Here is a 17,349-nt window from a genome sequence, read left to right on the forward strand (position 1 = left end):
GAGTGTTAAATTTGTATCAAAATATAAAAAATAATATTATAACAATAATATCAATATTCATATCTTTAAGCGTTGGTATATATATAGGGTATATAATAGATTTACAAAGCAGTGTGTTAGAGACTGATGAAAAACTAATTAACTTAATAGAGAAACAAATTTTATATTTAGAATCTGAGAACAAGTTGTTAAGAAAACAAGTATTAGGCCAAAATAATGTTGATTATTTAGCAAAGAATATATTCTCTAATATAAGTTTAAAAAAGTTAATTAATGTACATATTACTTTTATAAGTTATGAGGAAGAGTTTAGTTATGATGAATTATTTAAATATATTAAAGAATTAGAAGTTAATAATATAGATGTTATTACTTTGAAGAATATATTAATAAAAGAGATAAGTGAATCAGCTAACTTAAAAAAAATGTACAATAATAAGGATGTTTTTAAAGTATATATTAAGAAATGTTTAAAAGGTTTATTTAGCAATATATTATATAATTCAAATAATATTAGGTCTAAAGAATTATCTGTTAATGATAATAAGAAGTATAAAAATATTATTGTATTTATAAAAAATAGTGAATCTAATAAGATAGCTTTTGTAGAAGAAATAACTGAAGAAGTATTAATACAAATGTGTAAAGAAAGAGAATTACCTTTGATAATCATTCAAAAAGAAAGTCAAGATAGTACTAAACAAGTTTTTATAAAGAAATGAAATTAGATTTAAAGAAAAATCTGAAATTCTTTTAAAGAAATTTGGGGGTTAGAAATGTCTATTGAAAAAAAAATAATAGCTGTAATACCAGTTTACAATGAAGTAGATAAAATATACGATACTGTTATTAGTGTAAAAAAAATATCATTAATTAATAAGATTATTGTAGTTGATGATGGTTCAAATGATGGGACAATTGAAAAAATAAAAGATTTAGATATAGATATTATAGTACTTGATAAAAATTATGGTAAAGGGCATGCTATTAAAGTAGCTATTCAGAATTTAGATTTTGATTATCTTGTATTAGTAGATGGAGATTTGGGATTTTCTGCAATTGAGATTTCCAAATTAATAAATCCAGTAATTGAAAATAAAGCAGATTTTACAATAGCAAAGTTCAGTAGTAGTAAAAAGGGAGGAGTTGGATTAGTAAAAAATCTTGCAAAATTTGGGGTTTATTTTTTCACTGGTAAAATGATAAAAACTTCATTATCTGGACAGAGAGTATATAAAAAAGAAGTAATAAATGATATTTCATATATACCTGACAATTATGGGATTGAAGTAGCTATGACGATAAGCGCACTTAATAAAGGGTACAGATTGTTAGAAATAGATGTTGATATGTCACATAGAGAAACTGGTAGAAATTTAGGTGGATTTATTCATAGAGGAAAGCAGTTTATAGATATTTTATATACGTTATTTGTTTTGCTTACTAGAAGGTGAAATTATGTTTCAAGAAAGAATACTAATTTTAATATTAAGTGTTATCTTATCACATTTCTTAATAAAAATTTTTTATAATTTATTTAAAAAAAATAATTTCTTATTTAGTAACTATGAATTACGAAAAATACCTTCATGTATGGGGATAGTCTTTGTTATTACACAGATTATTACATCCTTCTTAAGTATTATGTTAATAAAAATTAATTGTATAATTGTATTTTATTATTTAACATGTATGTTATTTATAGCAGTTATTAGTTTGCTAGATGATTTAGTTGGTGATTGCAAAATTAAGGGGTTTAAAGGTCATATCTTAAATCTATTTAAAGGAAATGTTACAACAGGAGTATTAAAGGCGATAACAGGTTTCATATGTTCTTTTTTTATCTCTTATTTTATATCTACTGGTTTAAATGAATTAATGATTAATACAATTATATTAGTTTTATCTATAAATTTTATAAATTTATTGGATTTACGGCCAGGTAGAGCTGTAAAAATGACAATTATCTTGATTATTCCGCTATTATTAAGTCAATTGTCTAGAAATATTTTTATTTTAATGTCGACCTTAGGGTTTTTAGTTGTATATTTACCTAAAGATTTAAAAGGAAATATGATGTTAGGGGACATAGGTGCAAATACACTAGGATGGACGTTAGGAGTTCAATTAGTCATAAGTATGGATTTAATGATAAAATTCATAGTCTTAATTTTACTTATAATCATACATATTATTGCTGAAAAATATTCTATTAGTAGAATAATTAAGAGTAATAGAATATTAAATTACATAGATCAATTAGGCAGATGATCAGGAGGTAGATAAAACTGCTAAATATAAAAATTGGAAGTGTAGTAGATATAATACAACACTATAAGAAAATTACGATAGTAAAAGTGGAAGTAGAAAAAAAATTTTATAAAGCTATTAATTATATTGATATAACAGGTAATATAATGATTGGTGATGTTGTTGTATTAAATACAACTGCAATAGATTTAGATTTAGGTACTGGTGGTTATCATTTTATTGTATATAACATGAAGCTAAAGAAAAAAGAGAGTAAAAAAGATGGACATATTATAAAGTTAAGATATACACCTTTACAAATAAAATGTAAAACTGTTGAAGAGGAAGAGGGGTACAAGAAAGTATTCGAAACTTTTAGTTCTTTAGATAATTTTATTGTAGTTGTAGGAACATTACATAGCATGCTAGCTCCTATAGCTTGTATGATAAAATGGTTAAAACCTGATGTGAAAATTAGCTATATAATGACAGATGGAGGCGCTTTACCCATCCAATTTAGTAATACAGTACGTGAATTAAAAAGTAAATGTATAATAAGTAATACGATTACAATAGGTCATTCATTTGGAGGAGATTATGAATGTATTAATATTTATACTGGTTTGATAACTTCAAAATCAATTTTAAAAAGTGATGTAGCTATTATAACGATGGGGCCAGGCATTGTAGGTACAGGTACTAAATATGGTTTCAGTGGTACTGAACAAGCTTATATAATAGATGTTGTTAATAAATTTAAAGGAATTAGTTTTGCAGTACCAAGAATTAGTTTTAGTGATAGTAGATTAAGACATAGAGGGGTTAGTCATCATACGCTTACTGTATTAAGTGAATTAATGTATTCAAGAACTAATATTGTTCTTCCTATATTAGAGAAAGAAAAGCTAAAATATATAATAAATCAAATAAAAAAATATAAAATAGATAAAAAACATAATATTTTTTTAGAAGATGGTAGGGATATAAAAAAAGCTTTTGAGTTTTATAATATTGATGTTACAACAATGGGAAGACATTTTTATGAAGACAAAGAATATTTTTATACATTAGGTGCAGTTGGCAAAAAAATTGTTAGGTACCTTAATAATAACTTTACAAAAATATAAACTTTATTAATAATATATATAAAGGAGTTTGACAGTAAAGCAAATTATTATGAAAACAATGTTCATACGAAAAGAACTGAATTTTTTCAGGCATTTGATCTATTTTAATAGGTATAAAAAAATAAGTTTGTCAACAGTTTGATAACATATATAAAAGAATATTAATAAATATATTGAGAAGGAAGGAGAACATTATGACTTTTGAAGAAAATACAATGAAAACAGAAAGAATATACGAAGGGAAAATATTGAATTTAAGGATAGATACAGTAGAATTACCAGATAAAAAATATTCAAAACGTGAGATAATAGAACATCCTGGAGCTGTTGCAATTATAGCGGTTACAGAAGAGGATGAATTAGTATTAGTAAAACAATTTAGAAAAGCAGTAGAGAAAACTCTTTTAGAATTACCAGCTGGTAAATTAGAGATTGGTGAAGAACCCGAAGAATGTGCTAAAAGAGAACTTTTAGAGGAAACAGGTTTTACAGCGAAAGAAATAAAATATTTATGTGAATTTTATACTTCACCTGGTTTTTGTAATGAAAAAATGTATTTATTTTTAGCAAAAGGATTGATTAAAGGTAAGTCTAATCCTGATAATGATGAATATATAGAAGTATATACAAAAAAAATAGATGAATTATATAATATGGTAATCAATGGTGAAATATTAGATAGCAAAACTATAATAGGGATCTATACTGCAAAAGTATTGTTGGAAAGTAAAAACTTCTAAGTACATAAATATGATTAGTAATATTATCCTTCATGTAAGCATACTATTTTCTAGGAGCTTACTTGAGGGGTGATTATTTTGAGTATTAATCTCAAAAAGATATTTAATAACCATTTTCGAAAATATCTTTTATTATATTTTTTAGTTATTGTTTGTTTAATGATAGGCATTTCAACAGGAGCAATTACAATACGAGTTGTCGATGATACTACTAGAACTCAGATAATAAATTATTTAAATTCATTTTTTAGTATTATTAATAAAGACATAGATTTAAAAACTTTTAATCTTTTTAAATATTCAATAATAAATAATATACAGACGATTATTGCAATTTGGCTACTAGGCATAACCGTAATTGGTATACCAGTAGTATTAATAATAATCGCTCTAAGAGGTTTTATAATTGGTTTTACAGTAGCTTTTTTCATTAAGGAATTTAAAGTTAAAGGAATTACTTTATCTTTACTTTGCTTATTACCCCAAAACATTTTTTTAGTTTCTGGCTTTATCATAATTTCAGTGATTTCTATTTTGTTTTCTATTTCAATTTTAAAAAATAAAATTAATGTAATTAAGCGACCGAGTTTTTTAAACAGGTTTATTAACTATACTATAACTATATTTATTGTATCGATCATTATAATTATAGGCTGTTTAGTAGAATCTTTTACAACACCAATTCTCTTTAAAATAATAAATAATTACTTGACAGTATTTATGAAGTAATTTAATATAAATATGTTATTATATTTTTTAGTAATTAGAACAAAATCTTTGATTTAAGGGGAAGTTCTATGGATTCACTTTTAAATAAATTTCTAGAGTATTTGTTGTATGAAAGAGAAGCCTCTAATAATACAATAGAATCATATAGTAGAGATTTACGTCAATTTAAAAAATATATTATAGAAAATGAGATAAATGATTTTAAGTTAGTTAATAAAACAACTATTATAACGTATCTAGTTTATTTGCAAAAAATTGGACGTGCCCCTTCTACTGTTTCAAGAAATTTAGCTTCAGTAAGGAGTTTTTATCAATTTCTTTTAAATGAGGGGATAGTAAAAAAAGACCCAACTGTAAATTTACAATCTCCTAAACATGAAAAAAGATTACCTCAAATTTTAACTCCTAAAGAAGTAGAGTTATTACTAGAACAACCAGATTTAAACACATCAAAGGGTGTTAGAGATAGAGCAATGCTTGAGCTACTTTATGCAGCTGGTATAAGAGTATCTGAGTTGGTTGCTTTAGATATAGACGATATTAATTTGAAATTAGGGTTTTTAATATGTTCAAAAAATACTTCAAATGAACGTAATATACCGATAGGAAGATTTGCAATAGACATTTTAAATGAATATCTATTAAATCATAGAAGAAGTTTTGTTAAGGATAATAATGTAAAAGCATTATTTTTAAACTATCATGGTAAGAGGTTGACTAGACAAGGGTTTTGGAAGATTATAAAATCGTATACAAAAAAGATTAATCTAAATAAAGCTATAACACCACATACTTTGAGACATTCATTTGCAGTGCATTTAATTGAGAATGGTGCTGATTTAAAATCTGTTCAGGAAATGTTAGGGCACTCAGATATATCTACTACTCAAGTATATGCAAAAATTACAAAACCTACTTTAAGGGATGTTTACAATAAAACTCATCCAAGAGCGTAGCTCCACATTATGTGGGGTTGATTTTTTCTGATTTTATTATAACCCATAGGAGATTATATACCTTATTAAGTTGTGGATAATTTTAATATGATTTCCGTAATGGGTATAGGCAAAGTCTTCCTTTTAATTTTTATTTGAATTGAAGATTTTGTTCTTTAACTTTAGGGTATACTATTTTATTGAAGGAAGGTGAAGTTATGATAAATAGAGTTACATTAATTGTATTAGATAGCGTAGGTATAGGTGCACTTCCAGATGCAAAAATGTATGGTGATGAAGGAAGTCATACTGTCGATAACATTTCAAAACACTTAGGAGGATTACAATTACCAAATTTGGAAAAACTAGGATTAGGCTTAATAGATGGTGTTAATGAAATAAGAAAAACAGATGAACCTATTGGTTCATTTGGTAGATCACTAGAGAAATCAGCAGGTAAAGATACTACGACAGGACATTGGGAAATTGCAGGTATTATTCTTGAGAATCCATTTCCTACTTATCCCAATGGATTTCCTTCTGAAGTAATATCTAAATTTGAAAAAACTATTGGAAGAAAAGTATTAGGTAATAAACCAGCATCAGGTACAGTTATAATTGAAGAACTTGGAAAAGAACATATTGAAACAGGTTGTCCTATAGTATATACTTCTGCTGACAGTGTGTTTCAAATTGCTGCACATGAAGAAATAATTTCTATTAAAGAACTTTATGATATGTGTGAAAAAGCAAGACAAATACTAACAGGGAAGCACAGTGTAGGGAGAGTAATAGCACGTCCATTTTTGGGTAAACCAGGTGAATTTTATAGAACTCCAAACAGAAGAGACTTTGCGTTAAAACCTATCCAAAGAACGATTTTAGATGAAATTAAAGATAAAGGTTATGATGTTATGGCTGTAGGTAAGATTGAGGATATATTTGCTGGTGTAGGAATAACAGAGAGTATTCATACAAAAAATAATATGGATGGTGTAGACAAAACTATTGAGTTTATGAAAACAGATAAAAATGGACTGATATTTACGAATTTAGTTGATTTCGATATGAAGTATGGGCATAGAAATAATGTAGAAGGGTATGCACAAGCGTTAAAAGAATTTGATGAGAGAATACCTGAAATAATTGAAAATTTAAGAGATGATGAAATTTTAATAATAACAGCCGATCATGGTTGTGATCCAACAACAATAAGTACTGATCATTCCAGAGAATATATTCCTATTCTAGTATATGGTAATAAAGTTAAAAGAGGTGTTAATTTAGGAACAAGAGAAACTTTTGCAGATATTGGAGCAACAATTTTAGACATTTTAGGAATAGAAAAATCTATAAATGGTAATAGTTTTGCGAATTTAATCATAGAAAGATAGGAGTGAATGCTATGGATTTATTAAACAAGATTAAAGAAAGTACTGATTTTATTAAAGAGAAAATAAATATTGAACCTCAAATCGGATTAATACTTGGTTCCGGATTAGGTTCTTTAGCAGAAGAGATAGAAAATCCAATATTTATTGAATATAAAGAAATTCCTCATTTTCCTACATCTACTGTTAAAGGACATAAAGGACGTCTTGTGATTGGGGAGCTAGAAGGTAAAAAAGTTGTAGCAATGCAAGGAAGATTCCATTACTATGAAGGGTATTCACTACAAGAAGTGACTTTTCCAGTTAGAGTAATGAAAGCTTTAGGGGTAGAAAAAATAATCGTAACAAATGCTGCTGGTGGAGTAAACAAAGAGTTTACCCCTGGAGATCTTATGGTTATTGAAGATCATATAAATTTTGCTTTTGACAATCCATTAATAGGAAAAAATTATGAAGAATTAGGACCAAGATTCCCAGATATGTCACATGCTTATTCAGATAGATTAATAGATCTTACTTTTAGAGTAGGTGAGGATCTAGGAATACAAATGAAAAAAGGAACATATGTTTTTATGAGTGGTCCTACTTATGAAACACCAGCAGAAATAAAAATGGTGTCTTTTCTTGGTGGAGATGCAGTTGGAATGTCAACTGTACCAGAAGTATTAGTTGCAGTACATTCGGGTATTGAAGTGTTAGGAATTTCTTGTATAACAAATATGGCAGCTGGGATATTAGATCAACCATTAGATCATAGTGAAGTTATAGAAACAACTGTTAAAGTAAAAAACAAATTTATAAGATTAGTTAAAAATATTCTTAAAGAAATTTAATTAACCTAAGGAGGTATAAAGATGAATAATTTAATAGAAAAAATTAAAGAAACAAGTAATTACATAAAAGAGAGAGTTGATTTCAGTCCAGAAATTGGATTGATATTAGGTTCTGGTTTAGGAACATTAGCAGATGAAATTGAAGATAGTATAATTCTAAAGTATGAAGAAATACCAAACTTTCCTGTTTCAACTGTTAAAGGACATGAAGGGAAACTTGTATTTGGAACTTTAGAAGGTAAAAAAGTTGTAGCTATGAAAGGTAGATTCCATTACTATGAAGGTTATTCAATGCAAGAAATTACATTCCCAGTTAGAATTATGAAGGAATTAGGAGTAAAAATGTTGTTAGTAACTAATGCTTGTGGGGGAATGAATAAAGAAGAGCTTTATCCTGGTGCTTTAATGTTAATAGAAGACCATATTAATTTTATGGGAGATAATCCTTTGATTGGACCAAATTACGAAGAATTAGGACCAAGATTCCCAGATATGTCACATGCATATGATAAGGAGCTAATTGAAACAGCTAAAAAAGTAGGAGATAAACTTGGAATAAAAACAGAACAAGGTGTTTATGTTGCTATTAGTGGACCAAATTACATGTCAAGAGCAGAATTGAGTATGTTAAGGAAATTAGGTGCTGATGCTTTAGGTATGTCTACAGTTCCTGAAGTAATTGTAGCTAATCATACAGGAATAAGAGTTTTGGGGATTTCTTGTGTGACTGATATGGCTATTGCACACGAGATTGAATCAATAAGTCATGAACAAGTAATAAAAGTAGCTAACGAAACTAGACCAAAATTTATAAGACTTGTTAAAGGTATAGTTAAAGAGGTGATATTATAATGAGAATGTACGATATAATAAAAAAGAAAAGAGATGGGTTTGAATTAACTAAAGAAGAAATTGAGTTTTTTGTAGAAGGATATACAAAAGGAGATATTCCAGATTATCAAATTTCAGCACTTTTAATGGCAATCTTTTTTAATAAAATGACAAAAAGAGAAACTGTTGATTTAACTAAAGCTATGTTAGATTCAGGAGATAAAATTAATTTATCAAATATAGAAGGTATTAAAGTAGATAAGCACAGCACTGGAGGAGTAGGCGATAAAACAACATTGGTTTTAGGGCCTATGGTTGCAGCTTGTGGACTTCCAGTAGCTAAAATGTCAGGAAGAGGGCTAGGACATACAGGAGGAACTTTAGATAAATTAGAATCTATTAAAGGTTTGAGAATAGAGCTTAGCAAAGATGAATTTGCAAGAAATGTAAATAATATAAATATTGCAGTTTGTGGTCAGACAGGAGACATTGCACCTGCTGACAAAAAACTTTATGCTTTGAGAGATGTTACTGCTACAGTAGATAATATATCTTTAATTGCAAGCAGTATTATGAGTAAGAAGTTAGCAGTAGGTTCTGATGGAATTGTCTTAGACGTAAAAGTTGGTAGTGGAGCTTTTATGAAAGATTTTGATAACGCATATAAATTAGCAGAAGAAATGGTAGACATAGGTAATAGCATGGGAAGACAAACAGTTGCTGTGATTTCTAATATGGATGAACCTTTAGGATACGCAGTAGGTAATGCATTAGAAGTTAAAGAAGCTATTGAAACACTAAGAAATAATGGACCAAAAGATTTAGTAGAGCTTTGCTTAACATTAGGCTCACATATGTTAGTTATTGGTAAAAAGGCTAAAGATTTAAATGAGGCAAGAGAAAAACTAATAGATGTTTTAGAAAGTGGTAAAGCTTATGAAAAATTCATAGAGTTTGTGGAAGCACAGGGAGGAGATGTTAATTACGTAAAAGATACATCTTTATTACCACAAGCTAAATATATATTAGAAGTAAAAAGTGATGAAGAAGGTTATATAAAGTCAATAAATGCAGAAGAAGTTGGCAAATGTGCATTGTTTTTAGGTGCGGGACGTGAAACAAAAGAAAGTGAAATAGATTTATCAGCAGGTATAGTTTTAGCAAAAAAAGTAGATGATAAGGTTTCTAGAGGAGAAATTTTAGCATATATACATTCTAATGATAAGGAAAAAGGGGAAGAAATAGTAAAAAGATTAAAAAGTATAATTAAGATTGGTGAAAGGAATAAAGATAAGAAAAAGTTAATATTTACAATTGTAGAAAAAAGTAATTAAGAGGTTATCTGTATTGATAACCTCTTTTCTTATAATTCATAAGAAATTATGTGCCTTATTAAGTTGTGGATAATTTTAAATATAATTTCATATTATGGTTATAGGCAAAATCTACATTGTAGTTGATTGTAAATCGAAGATTTTGTTCTTTGAATAACTTGTTTATTTGCTGGATAACCTAAGTATAAATAATAGAAAGGAGGTATTTAATGTATATAAAAAAAGTATTTACAGTGATAATTATGTTTATATTAATTTTTAACTCTTTAATGTGCTTTGCAGATTCTAATTTTGATATTCAAGCAAAATCTGCAATTTTAATAGATGCATCATCGGGTAAAGTTATTTATGAAAAAAATCCTCATGAAAAATTAGCTCCTGCAAGTATAACTAAAATTATGGTTCTTTTACTTGCTATGGAAGCTTTAGAATCAAATAAAATAAAATTAGATGATAAAGTAGTGATAAGTGCCAATGCATCGAGTATGGGTGGAAGTCAAATTTATTTAGAAGAAGGTGAAGAGCAGACAGTTGAAGACTTAATAAAGTCAATTAGTCTTCGTTCTGCCAATGATGCAGCTGTGGCATTAGGTGAATATATAGCGGGAAGTGAAGAAATTTTTATTGAAATGATGAATAATAAAGCAAAAGAATTAGGAATGGAAAATACAAATTTCAAGAATATTACAGGATTAGATGAAGAAGGGCATTATACTTCTGCTTATGATGTTAGCATAATGTCTAAAGAATTGCTAAAACATAAGAAAATACATCAATGGTTAACTGTATGGATGAGCTCTGTAAAAGTAGGTAAAGAAAAGGATGTTGTACAGAATTTAGTAAACACTAATAGATTAATACATGATTATAAAGGTGCTAATGGTATTAAAACTGGATTTACTAGAAAAGCAGGATATTGTTTATCAGCTTCAGCTACAAGAGGAAATTTAACGTTAATTAGTGTGGTAATGGGTTGTAAGAATTCGAGTATTAGATTTAAAGAATCTAAGAAGTTATTGGATTATGGATTTGCAAACTATCAATCAATTCCTTTAGCTAAAAAGAATATTGTAGTAAAAAAAATACCTGTTCAAAAAGGAAAAATTGATAGTGTAGAAGTTATAATAGAAGATGATTTAAGCTATCTAGTTAAAAAAGGGAGCACAATAGATGTAAAAAAAGAGATTATTTTACCAAGTTATATTAGCGCTCCAACACCAAAGAATACCAAAATTGGAGAAATAATTTATAAAGTAGGAGAAAAAGAGATAGGTAGAGTAAATTTAGTTGTTAAGCAAAATATAAATAAAGCTTCTATAAAAGATTCAATAAGAAAGATATTTAAAGTAATGTTAGGTACCATATAGAAATTTTAATATTTAGTGCTAGATATATTTTGCTTTATTTTTAAAATGGTTGTAAAATATATCTAGCATATTTTTTTAAGGTGATTATATGAAATTAAAAGTCTATAGAGAAAAATTAAATCAATATATAATAAATTATGAAATTAAAAATATATTATTTATTGCAAGTGAGATATCTAAAGAATATAATAAAGAAGTTTATTTAGTAGGTGGACAAGTTCGAGATATTATACTTGGAAATAAAAGTAATGATTTAGATTTTGTAGTTATAGAAGATGCAATAGATTTTTTAAAAAAATTAAATGAGAGAATAGGTGGAAAAGTTAAGTGTTATAAGAATTTTCTATCTGGTTCAATAGTATTAGAAAAAGGAATTAATATAGATATAACAACAGCAAGAAAAGAAATCTATGAAAAACCTGGGAGCTTACCACTTGTTTTTAAAGGGAATTTATTAGAAGACATAAAAAGAAGAGATTTTACAATTAATTGTTTACTGGTAGACATAAAAAAATTACCTGATTTAGAAATAGTAGATTTTGTTGATGGGATAAAAGATTTAAATAACAAGAAAATTAGAATATTACACGAGAGAAGTTTTATAGATGATCCTACAAGAATGATTAGAGCTATAAGATTCGCTTGTAAATTAGGATTTGAAATTGAAAAAGATACTAAAAAATTATTATTAAATTCAGTTGAGAAAGGTTACATTAAATTTGTTAATGAAGATAGAATTTTTCGAGAAATAGTAAAAATTCTATTTATAAACGAAAAATATATAGGTATTCGTATGTTATATGAATACAATTTGTTTCAAAATACATTTTTATCGAATTATATTAATAAGAAAATTATAGAATATTTTAGAATAATTGAAAATAAATTGTCTTTAATTTGCAATCTTTATAATATTAAAAGTGAAACCATGGATGTAATTAATTTATTAATATTATTTCATAATATAGATTTAAGTTATTTACTAGAATTATTTAAAAAATTAAATATACAAAAGAAAATTAAGAAAAAGATAATAAATATTAAAAACAATTACGGTCATATTAATAATCTTATTAATAAAAGCAAAATTTCTATTGAAATAATTTATAAAATTATTGAATTGGTTAATATCGAAGGATTAATATATTTTGCCATAATAAATTTTGATAACAATATTTTCATTGAAAAAATAATAGAATATAGTGAAATTTATAATAAAATGAAATTAATTGTAACAGGCGAAAATATTAAATAAAATTATTAAAGAAAATGAAAGTTGGGATGGAAATGACAATAGTCAGTAATTTGTGGGCTGCTTTAATAAATAAAATATATTTATTACCAGCTTTATTAATCTCTATTACTTTACATGAATTAGCACATGGTTATACTGCTTATTTATTAGGGGATAATACAGCAAAGATAAGTAAGAGACTTACTTTTAATCCTATATATCATATAGATCTCATCGGTTTTATATTGCTTTTAACAGTTGGCTTTGGATGGGCAAAACCTGTACCTATTAATCCAAACAATTTTAAGAATAGAAAAAAAGGTATTTTTATTGTTTCTATTGCTGGACCTTTAGCTAATTTGTTTTTTACTATTATTTTAGCTATGTTAATCGCTAAAGGGATAATGTTGAATAATATAATACTTAGATATTTGAAAATATTATTATGGTATAATGTTGTGCTAGGTATATTTAATCTATTGCCAGTACCACCTTTAGACGGGTCAAAAATACTGTATAGTATCATTCCTGATAAATTTGGTTCATTTTTGATAAAACATGAGAATTATTTATACTTAATATTGATATTTTTATTATTAACAGATACAATTGATAATGTGCTAAATCCCTTAATAAACTTTTGGTTTAAGTTATTAAGCATTATTATCTCGTGAAACAATAAAAAATTTGTGGGAGTTTTTGGTATGAAATATAATGTAGTGTTAGAAGTTTTTGAAGGCCCTTTAGACTTATTATTACATTTAATAGATAAAAACGAAGTAGATATAAAAGATATTCCAATATCAAAAATAACTGAACAGTACTTAGAATATTTAGAGAAAATGAAAGATTTAGATCTTGAGATAACAAGTGAATTTTTATTAATGGCAGCAACTTTACTGGAAATTAAGTCAAAAATGCTTTTACCTAAGAAAAAAGACGAGGGCACGCAACTTGAAATAGACGAAATAGACCCTAGAGAGGATTTAGTAAGGAAATTAATTGAGTATAAAAGGTTTAAGGAAGCTGCTGTCAAATTAAAAGAAAAAGAAGAACTTCAAAGAAAACTCTTTTTTAAACCTAGAGAAGAAATAGAATTAGATATGCAAAATGAAAAATTAGAATTAGAAGATGTAAAAATTGAAGATTTACTTAAGATTTTTTGTGACATAGTAAAGAAAAATAATGTACAAACAAAGAAAATTAGAATCCATGAAATAAAGAGAGATGAAATTTCAATAGAAGAAAGTATGAAAAAAATAAAAAAAATATTAAGTAAGAAAAGATCTATTACTTTTTCAGATCTATTTGATGAGAATTCGTCTAGAATATATATAGTTGTTACATTTCTCTCTCTCCTTGAACTTATGAAGTTAAAAATTATTGCTATAAAACAAGAGAAAAACTTTGGGAATATATATATAACATTAAAGTGCTAAAGCATTTGTATTTTCAGGGAGGTTAATGATGGACAAAAGAGAAATAAAATCTATTATTGAAGCTTTATTATTTACATGGGGTGACCCCCTTTCTCTTAAAGATATTGCTTCTATTATAGATATTTCAAAAGAAGATGCATATAATATAATAACTGAAATGATAGAGGAATTTAACTATAATAGAAGAGGTATACAAATAATTCAATTCAATGATAAATATCAATTAAGTACAAGACCAGAACATCATGAATGGATTACTAAACTTTATACGCCTAAAACTAATAAAAGCTTATCAAACGCAGCTTTAGAAACTCTTTCTATTATAGCTTATAAACAACCTATTACAAAAACAGAAATAGAAGCTTTACGTGGAGTTAAATGTGATAAAGCACTTAATACTTTAATTGAGAAGAAACTTATTAAAGAAGTAGGAAGATTGGAAAAAACAGGTAGACCAATTTTGTATGGTACAACAGATGATTTTTTATTGCAATTTGGCTTGAAATCAATTAACGAATTACCGAAATTAAAAGACTTAACAGAAATAGATTTGGAAAATATTGAATAGTATGTTTGAATAGAAGAAACTTCGGACTTAGAGTCCGAAGTTTCTTCTATTTCTGGGGATTATATACCTTATTAAATTATGGATAATTTCAAATATATTTTCTGTAATGGATATAGGAAAATCTACATTGTAGTCGATTTTAAATCGAAGATTTTGTTTCTATATGTAGAAACAATATTAATAGATTTTTCTAAATAGGAAAAAATAGTAATGAAGTTACAATTTACATTAAGAGGTGGAATAGTGAAAATACTATTAATTTTTACTTTTTTAATTTTAATTTTATTATATATACCAATAAGTATAGAAATAGAATTTTATAGAAAAAATAATAATAATGATTTAAAAATTAAAATAACACCTATATATGGGGGTTCTAAAATCCAAATAAACATTCCGATGGTTAAACTTATTAATTTTAATAGAAAATTAGCTTTAACAATTAAAAATAAAATAGAAATTGGTCAAAATGAAAAAGATATATTTGTTGATAAAAATATAATAACATATAGACGAATTATTAGTATTTATGAAAACTTTAAAAGAAAAAGAAAATATGTAATAGAATTAAGTAATTATATAATTGAAAATTTAGAAATAGAGGAAATTGTTTGGATCAGTAATATTGGAACAGTAGATGTTTCTATATCTGCAATTATTTCTGGTATATTACTACAAATTAAATCACTTGCTTTGTTATATTTAATAAATAAAAAAGAAGTTAGGAAAATAAATTTTGCAGTTTGTCCTTCATATCAGTCTAATAAATTTGAGATGGTATTTAATTGTATAATTAAAGTTAAGTTAGTACATATTATTATTGCAAGCATAAAGGGATTAAAGTGTTTAAAGGTGGTGAATTAGATGTCAGAACATCCAATTGAGGGATTAATGAAAACAACAATGGAAAGTTTAAAAGAAATAGTTGATGTTAATACAATTGTTGGAGATCCTGTTGAATCTCCAGACGGTGCCGTAATTATTCCAATTTCTAAAATTTCTGTAGGGTTTACTTCTGGTGGTGGTGAGTATAAATTAGGCAAGTATAAAAATGGTAAAGATGATAAATCTGATTATGATAAATTACCATTTATGGGAGGTTCAGGGGCAGGGGTTTCTGTTCAACCAGTTGCTTTTATTGTAGTTGGTAACGGTCAAATCAAGCTTCTATCTGTAGACCAGGGAGTTAATACTTTAAATAGCTTATTAGAATTTATACCAAAAGTAACAGAAAGCTTGCAAAGTATTATAAAAGGTAAGGATAAATCTAAAAATTCTGAAGAAAACACAAAAGAGTAGAGAAAATCTCTACTCTTAAACTTATTTTAATATCTTATACCTTAAAATATTATGCTTATACAGTAGATGATGAGTGGAGTGATATAAATGAAAGGATATAAGAAATTATTATTTGTTGCAGTTACAGTGTTTATACTTTTAAGTTCACATATTTCATATTGTGAACCAATAGAAATAAATGCAAAGAGTGGGATTTTGATAGAGGTGAATACTGGAAGAGTGCTATTTTCATATAACTCTAATATAAAACTTCCAATGGCTAGTACAACTAAAATAATGACAGCCTTGTTAGCTTTAGAGTATGGGAATTTGGATGATCTAGTTACAATAAAGAAAAGTTCAGTAGGTATTGAAGGTTCTAGTATATATTTAAAAGAGGGAGAAAGAATTAGATTAAAAGATTTAGTATATGGTTTAATGCTGAGATCTGGTAATGATGCAGCTATAGCTATCGCTGAACATGTTGGTGGAACAGTAGATAATTTTATTAAATTAATGAATAGAAAAGCAAAAGAGTTAGGTGCAATTAACACGAATTTTACTAATCCACACGGTTTACACGACGAAAATCATTATACTACAGCTTATGATTTAGCATTGATAACTAGAGAAGCATTAAAGAAAAAGGAATTTAGAGATATTGTAAAATCAAAAGTTTGGGTTGCAGATAGAGATATTAATAAATATTTTTATAATAAAAATAAAACATTATGGCAGTATAAAGGTGGCGATGGAGTTAAAACTGGATATACAAAAAAAGCTGGAAGATGTCTTGTAGCAAGTGCAACTAGAAATGGTATGCAACTTGTAGCGATAGTACTAGATGATTATTCATGGTTTAATGATTGTTACAAGCTATTAGATTACGGTTTTAGTGTGTTTAAACCTAAAGTAATTTTCAATAAAGGTCAATTCATAAGAAATATTGAGGTTATAAATGGAAATAGAAAAAAGGTTCCTATAATTACTAATAATGAATTAATTATTCCAATAAAAGACAATGAGATTGAAAATATAAAAATAAATATTGAACTTCCGGAAAAAATATATGCTCCGATAGAAAAAAATCAAAAAATAGGGAAAATAAGAGTTTATCTAAATGGTGAATTATTTGCAGTTAATGATTTAGTAGTTAAGTATAGCGTAAAAGAGAAATCAATACTTATAAAATTAACTGATTATTTAAGTAAGATTTTTTAAAATAACTGTAAGCTTCTAGTTAACAGCTAGAAGCTATTTTTGTAACAAAAAACTGTTTTACTAAATATTTTA

General features: G+C 26.5%; 19 protein-coding genes. All 19 read left to right on the forward strand.

What is annotated here, in order from left to right; genetic code table 11:
• The first annotated feature begins 11 nt into the window (after positions 1-11).
• The 19 genes from BFN48_RS03660 (at position 12) to BFN48_RS03750 (ending at position 17,277) form a co-directional block, all read left to right on the forward strand.
• A complete protein-coding gene (locus BFN48_RS03660) occupies positions 12-722 on the forward strand; it encodes a hypothetical protein (RefSeq protein WP_069649493.1) in 711 nt (236 codons plus the stop codon).
• Positions 723-776: 54 nt separating this feature from the next.
• Positions 777-1,454 carry a glycosyltransferase family 2 protein gene (locus BFN48_RS03665; protein ID WP_083238770.1) on the forward strand — a complete coding sequence of 226 codons (678 nt, stop codon included), beginning with the start codon at positions 777-779 and terminating at the stop codon, positions 1,452-1,454.
• Positions 1,455-1,458: 4 nt separating this feature from the next.
• Entirely contained in the window at positions 1,459-2,271 is an 813-nt protein-coding gene (locus BFN48_RS03670; RefSeq protein WP_069649494.1) for a hypothetical protein, read from the forward strand.
• A gap of 86 nt (positions 2,272-2,357) precedes the next feature.
• Entirely contained in the window at positions 2,358-3,377 is a 1,020-nt protein-coding gene (locus BFN48_RS03675; RefSeq protein ID WP_242863199.1) for a DUF3866 family protein, read from the forward strand.
• A 194-nt stretch (positions 3,378-3,571) separates the two neighbouring features.
• Positions 3,572-4,117: an NUDIX hydrolase gene (locus tag BFN48_RS03680; protein WP_069649496.1), complete on the forward strand. Its 546-nt coding sequence runs from the start codon at positions 3,572-3,574 to the stop codon at positions 4,115-4,117.
• Positions 4,118-4,276: 159 nt separating this feature from the next.
• Positions 4,277-4,846: a stage II sporulation protein M gene (gene spoIIM / locus BFN48_RS12900; RefSeq protein WP_423230241.1), complete on the forward strand. Its 570-nt coding sequence runs from the start codon at positions 4,277-4,279 to the stop codon at positions 4,844-4,846.
• Positions 4,847-4,914: 68 nt separating this feature from the next.
• The gene (gene xerD / locus BFN48_RS03690; protein ID WP_069649497.1) at positions 4,915-5,802 is read left to right on the forward strand and encodes a site-specific tyrosine recombinase XerD; all 888 of its coding nucleotides are present in this window, start codon (positions 4,915-4,917) and stop codon (positions 5,800-5,802) included.
• 197 nt (positions 5,803-5,999) lie between these two features.
• Positions 6,000-7,175, forward strand: a complete 1,176-nt coding sequence (locus tag BFN48_RS03695) for a phosphopentomutase (RefSeq protein WP_278287290.1) — start codon at positions 6,000-6,002, stop codon at positions 7,173-7,175.
• Positions 7,176-7,186: 11 nt separating this feature from the next.
• Complete coding sequence (locus BFN48_RS03700) at positions 7,187-8,005, forward strand: purine-nucleoside phosphorylase (RefSeq protein ID WP_069649498.1); 819 nt, start codon at positions 7,187-7,189, stop codon at positions 8,003-8,005.
• A 21-nt stretch (positions 8,006-8,026) separates the two neighbouring features.
• Positions 8,027-8,857 carry a purine-nucleoside phosphorylase gene (locus BFN48_RS03705; protein ID WP_069649499.1) on the forward strand — a complete coding sequence of 277 codons (831 nt, stop codon included), beginning with the start codon at positions 8,027-8,029 and terminating at the stop codon, positions 8,855-8,857.
• The gene (locus BFN48_RS03710; RefSeq protein ID WP_069649500.1) at positions 8,857-10,170 is read left to right on the forward strand and encodes a pyrimidine-nucleoside phosphorylase; all 1,314 of its coding nucleotides are present in this window, start codon (positions 8,857-8,859) and stop codon (positions 10,168-10,170) included. The genes BFN48_RS03705 and BFN48_RS03710 overlap by 1 nt, the downstream gene beginning before the upstream one ends.
• 209 nt (positions 10,171-10,379) lie before the next feature.
• Complete coding sequence (locus BFN48_RS03715; protein WP_069649501.1) at positions 10,380-11,537, forward strand: D-alanyl-D-alanine carboxypeptidase family protein; 1,158 nt, start codon at positions 10,380-10,382, stop codon at positions 11,535-11,537.
• Between the two features lie 88 nt (positions 11,538-11,625).
• Positions 11,626-12,792, forward strand: a complete 1,167-nt coding sequence (locus BFN48_RS03720; RefSeq protein ID WP_069649502.1) for a tRNA nucleotidyltransferase/poly(A) polymerase-related protein — start codon at positions 11,626-11,628, stop codon at positions 12,790-12,792.
• Between the two features lie 14 nt (positions 12,793-12,806).
• On the forward strand, positions 12,807-13,445 hold the full coding sequence (locus BFN48_RS03725) for a site-2 protease family protein (protein ID WP_242863201.1): 639 nt from the start codon (positions 12,807-12,809) through the stop codon (positions 13,443-13,445).
• Positions 13,446-13,475: 30 nt separating this feature from the next.
• Complete coding sequence (locus BFN48_RS03730) at positions 13,476-14,210, forward strand: segregation and condensation protein A (RefSeq protein WP_069649503.1); 735 nt, start codon at positions 13,476-13,478, stop codon at positions 14,208-14,210.
• A gap of 28 nt (positions 14,211-14,238) precedes the next feature.
• On the forward strand, positions 14,239-14,778 hold the full coding sequence (gene scpB / locus BFN48_RS03735) for an SMC-Scp complex subunit ScpB (protein ID WP_069649504.1): 540 nt from the start codon (positions 14,239-14,241) through the stop codon (positions 14,776-14,778).
• A 243-nt stretch (positions 14,779-15,021) separates the two neighbouring features.
• Positions 15,022-15,642, forward strand: coding sequence for a DUF2953 domain-containing protein (locus tag BFN48_RS03740; RefSeq protein WP_069649505.1), 621 nt, complete (start codon positions 15,022-15,024; stop codon positions 15,640-15,642).
• A complete protein-coding gene (gene ytfJ / locus BFN48_RS03745) occupies positions 15,643-16,077 on the forward strand; it encodes a GerW family sporulation protein (RefSeq protein WP_069649506.1) in 435 nt (144 codons plus the stop codon). It abuts the gene before it with no gap.
• 87 nt (positions 16,078-16,164) lie between these two features.
• Complete coding sequence (locus tag BFN48_RS03750) at positions 16,165-17,277, forward strand: D-alanyl-D-alanine carboxypeptidase family protein (protein ID WP_069649507.1); 1,113 nt, start codon at positions 16,165-16,167, stop codon at positions 17,275-17,277.
• Positions 17,278-17,349: the final 72 nt, after the last annotated feature.

Source organism: Caloranaerobacter ferrireducens (assembly GCF_001730685.1).
In the GTDB taxonomy this organism is placed as follows: domain Bacteria; phylum Bacillota; class Clostridia; order Tissierellales; family Thermohalobacteraceae; genus Caloranaerobacter; species Caloranaerobacter ferrireducens.

What these genes read in the sequence shown, in the direction of transcription:
- BFN48_RS03665 (WP_083238770.1), top strand. Translation starts at nt 777, where the DNA reads ATGTCTATTGAAAAAAAAATAATAGCTGTAATACCAGTTTACAATGAA.
- BFN48_RS03670 (WP_069649494.1), top strand. Translation starts at nt 1,459, where the DNA reads ATGTTTCAAGAAAGAATACTAATTTTAATATTAAGTGTTATCTTATCA.
- BFN48_RS03680 (WP_069649496.1), top strand. Translation starts at nt 3,572, where the DNA reads ATGACTTTTGAAGAAAATACAATGAAAACAGAAAGAATATACGAAGGG.
- spoIIM (WP_423230241.1), top strand. Translation starts at nt 4,277, where the DNA reads ATGATAGGCATTTCAACAGGAGCAATTACAATACGAGTTGTCGATGAT.
- xerD (WP_069649497.1), top strand. Translation starts at nt 4,915, where the DNA reads ATGGATTCACTTTTAAATAAATTTCTAGAGTATTTGTTGTATGAAAGA.
- BFN48_RS03695 (WP_278287290.1), top strand. Translation starts at nt 6,000, where the DNA reads ATGATAAATAGAGTTACATTAATTGTATTAGATAGCGTAGGTATAGGT.
- BFN48_RS03700 (WP_069649498.1), top strand. Translation starts at nt 7,187, where the DNA reads ATGGATTTATTAAACAAGATTAAAGAAAGTACTGATTTTATTAAAGAG.
- BFN48_RS03705 (WP_069649499.1), top strand. Translation starts at nt 8,027, where the DNA reads ATGAATAATTTAATAGAAAAAATTAAAGAAACAAGTAATTACATAAAA.
- BFN48_RS03710 (WP_069649500.1), top strand. Translation starts at nt 8,857, where the DNA reads ATGAGAATGTACGATATAATAAAAAAGAAAAGAGATGGGTTTGAATTA.
- BFN48_RS03715 (WP_069649501.1), top strand. Translation starts at nt 10,380, where the DNA reads ATGTATATAAAAAAAGTATTTACAGTGATAATTATGTTTATATTAATT.
- BFN48_RS03720 (WP_069649502.1), top strand. Translation starts at nt 11,626, where the DNA reads ATGAAATTAAAAGTCTATAGAGAAAAATTAAATCAATATATAATAAAT.
- BFN48_RS03725 (WP_242863201.1), top strand. Translation starts at nt 12,807, where the DNA reads ATGAAAGTTGGGATGGAAATGACAATAGTCAGTAATTTGTGGGCTGCT.
- BFN48_RS03730 (WP_069649503.1), top strand. Translation starts at nt 13,476, where the DNA reads ATGAAATATAATGTAGTGTTAGAAGTTTTTGAAGGCCCTTTAGACTTA.
- scpB (WP_069649504.1), top strand. Translation starts at nt 14,239, where the DNA reads ATGGACAAAAGAGAAATAAAATCTATTATTGAAGCTTTATTATTTACA.
- ytfJ (WP_069649506.1), top strand. Translation starts at nt 15,643, where the DNA reads ATGTCAGAACATCCAATTGAGGGATTAATGAAAACAACAATGGAAAGT.
- BFN48_RS03750 (WP_069649507.1), top strand. Translation starts at nt 16,165, where the DNA reads ATGAAAGGATATAAGAAATTATTATTTGTTGCAGTTACAGTGTTTATA.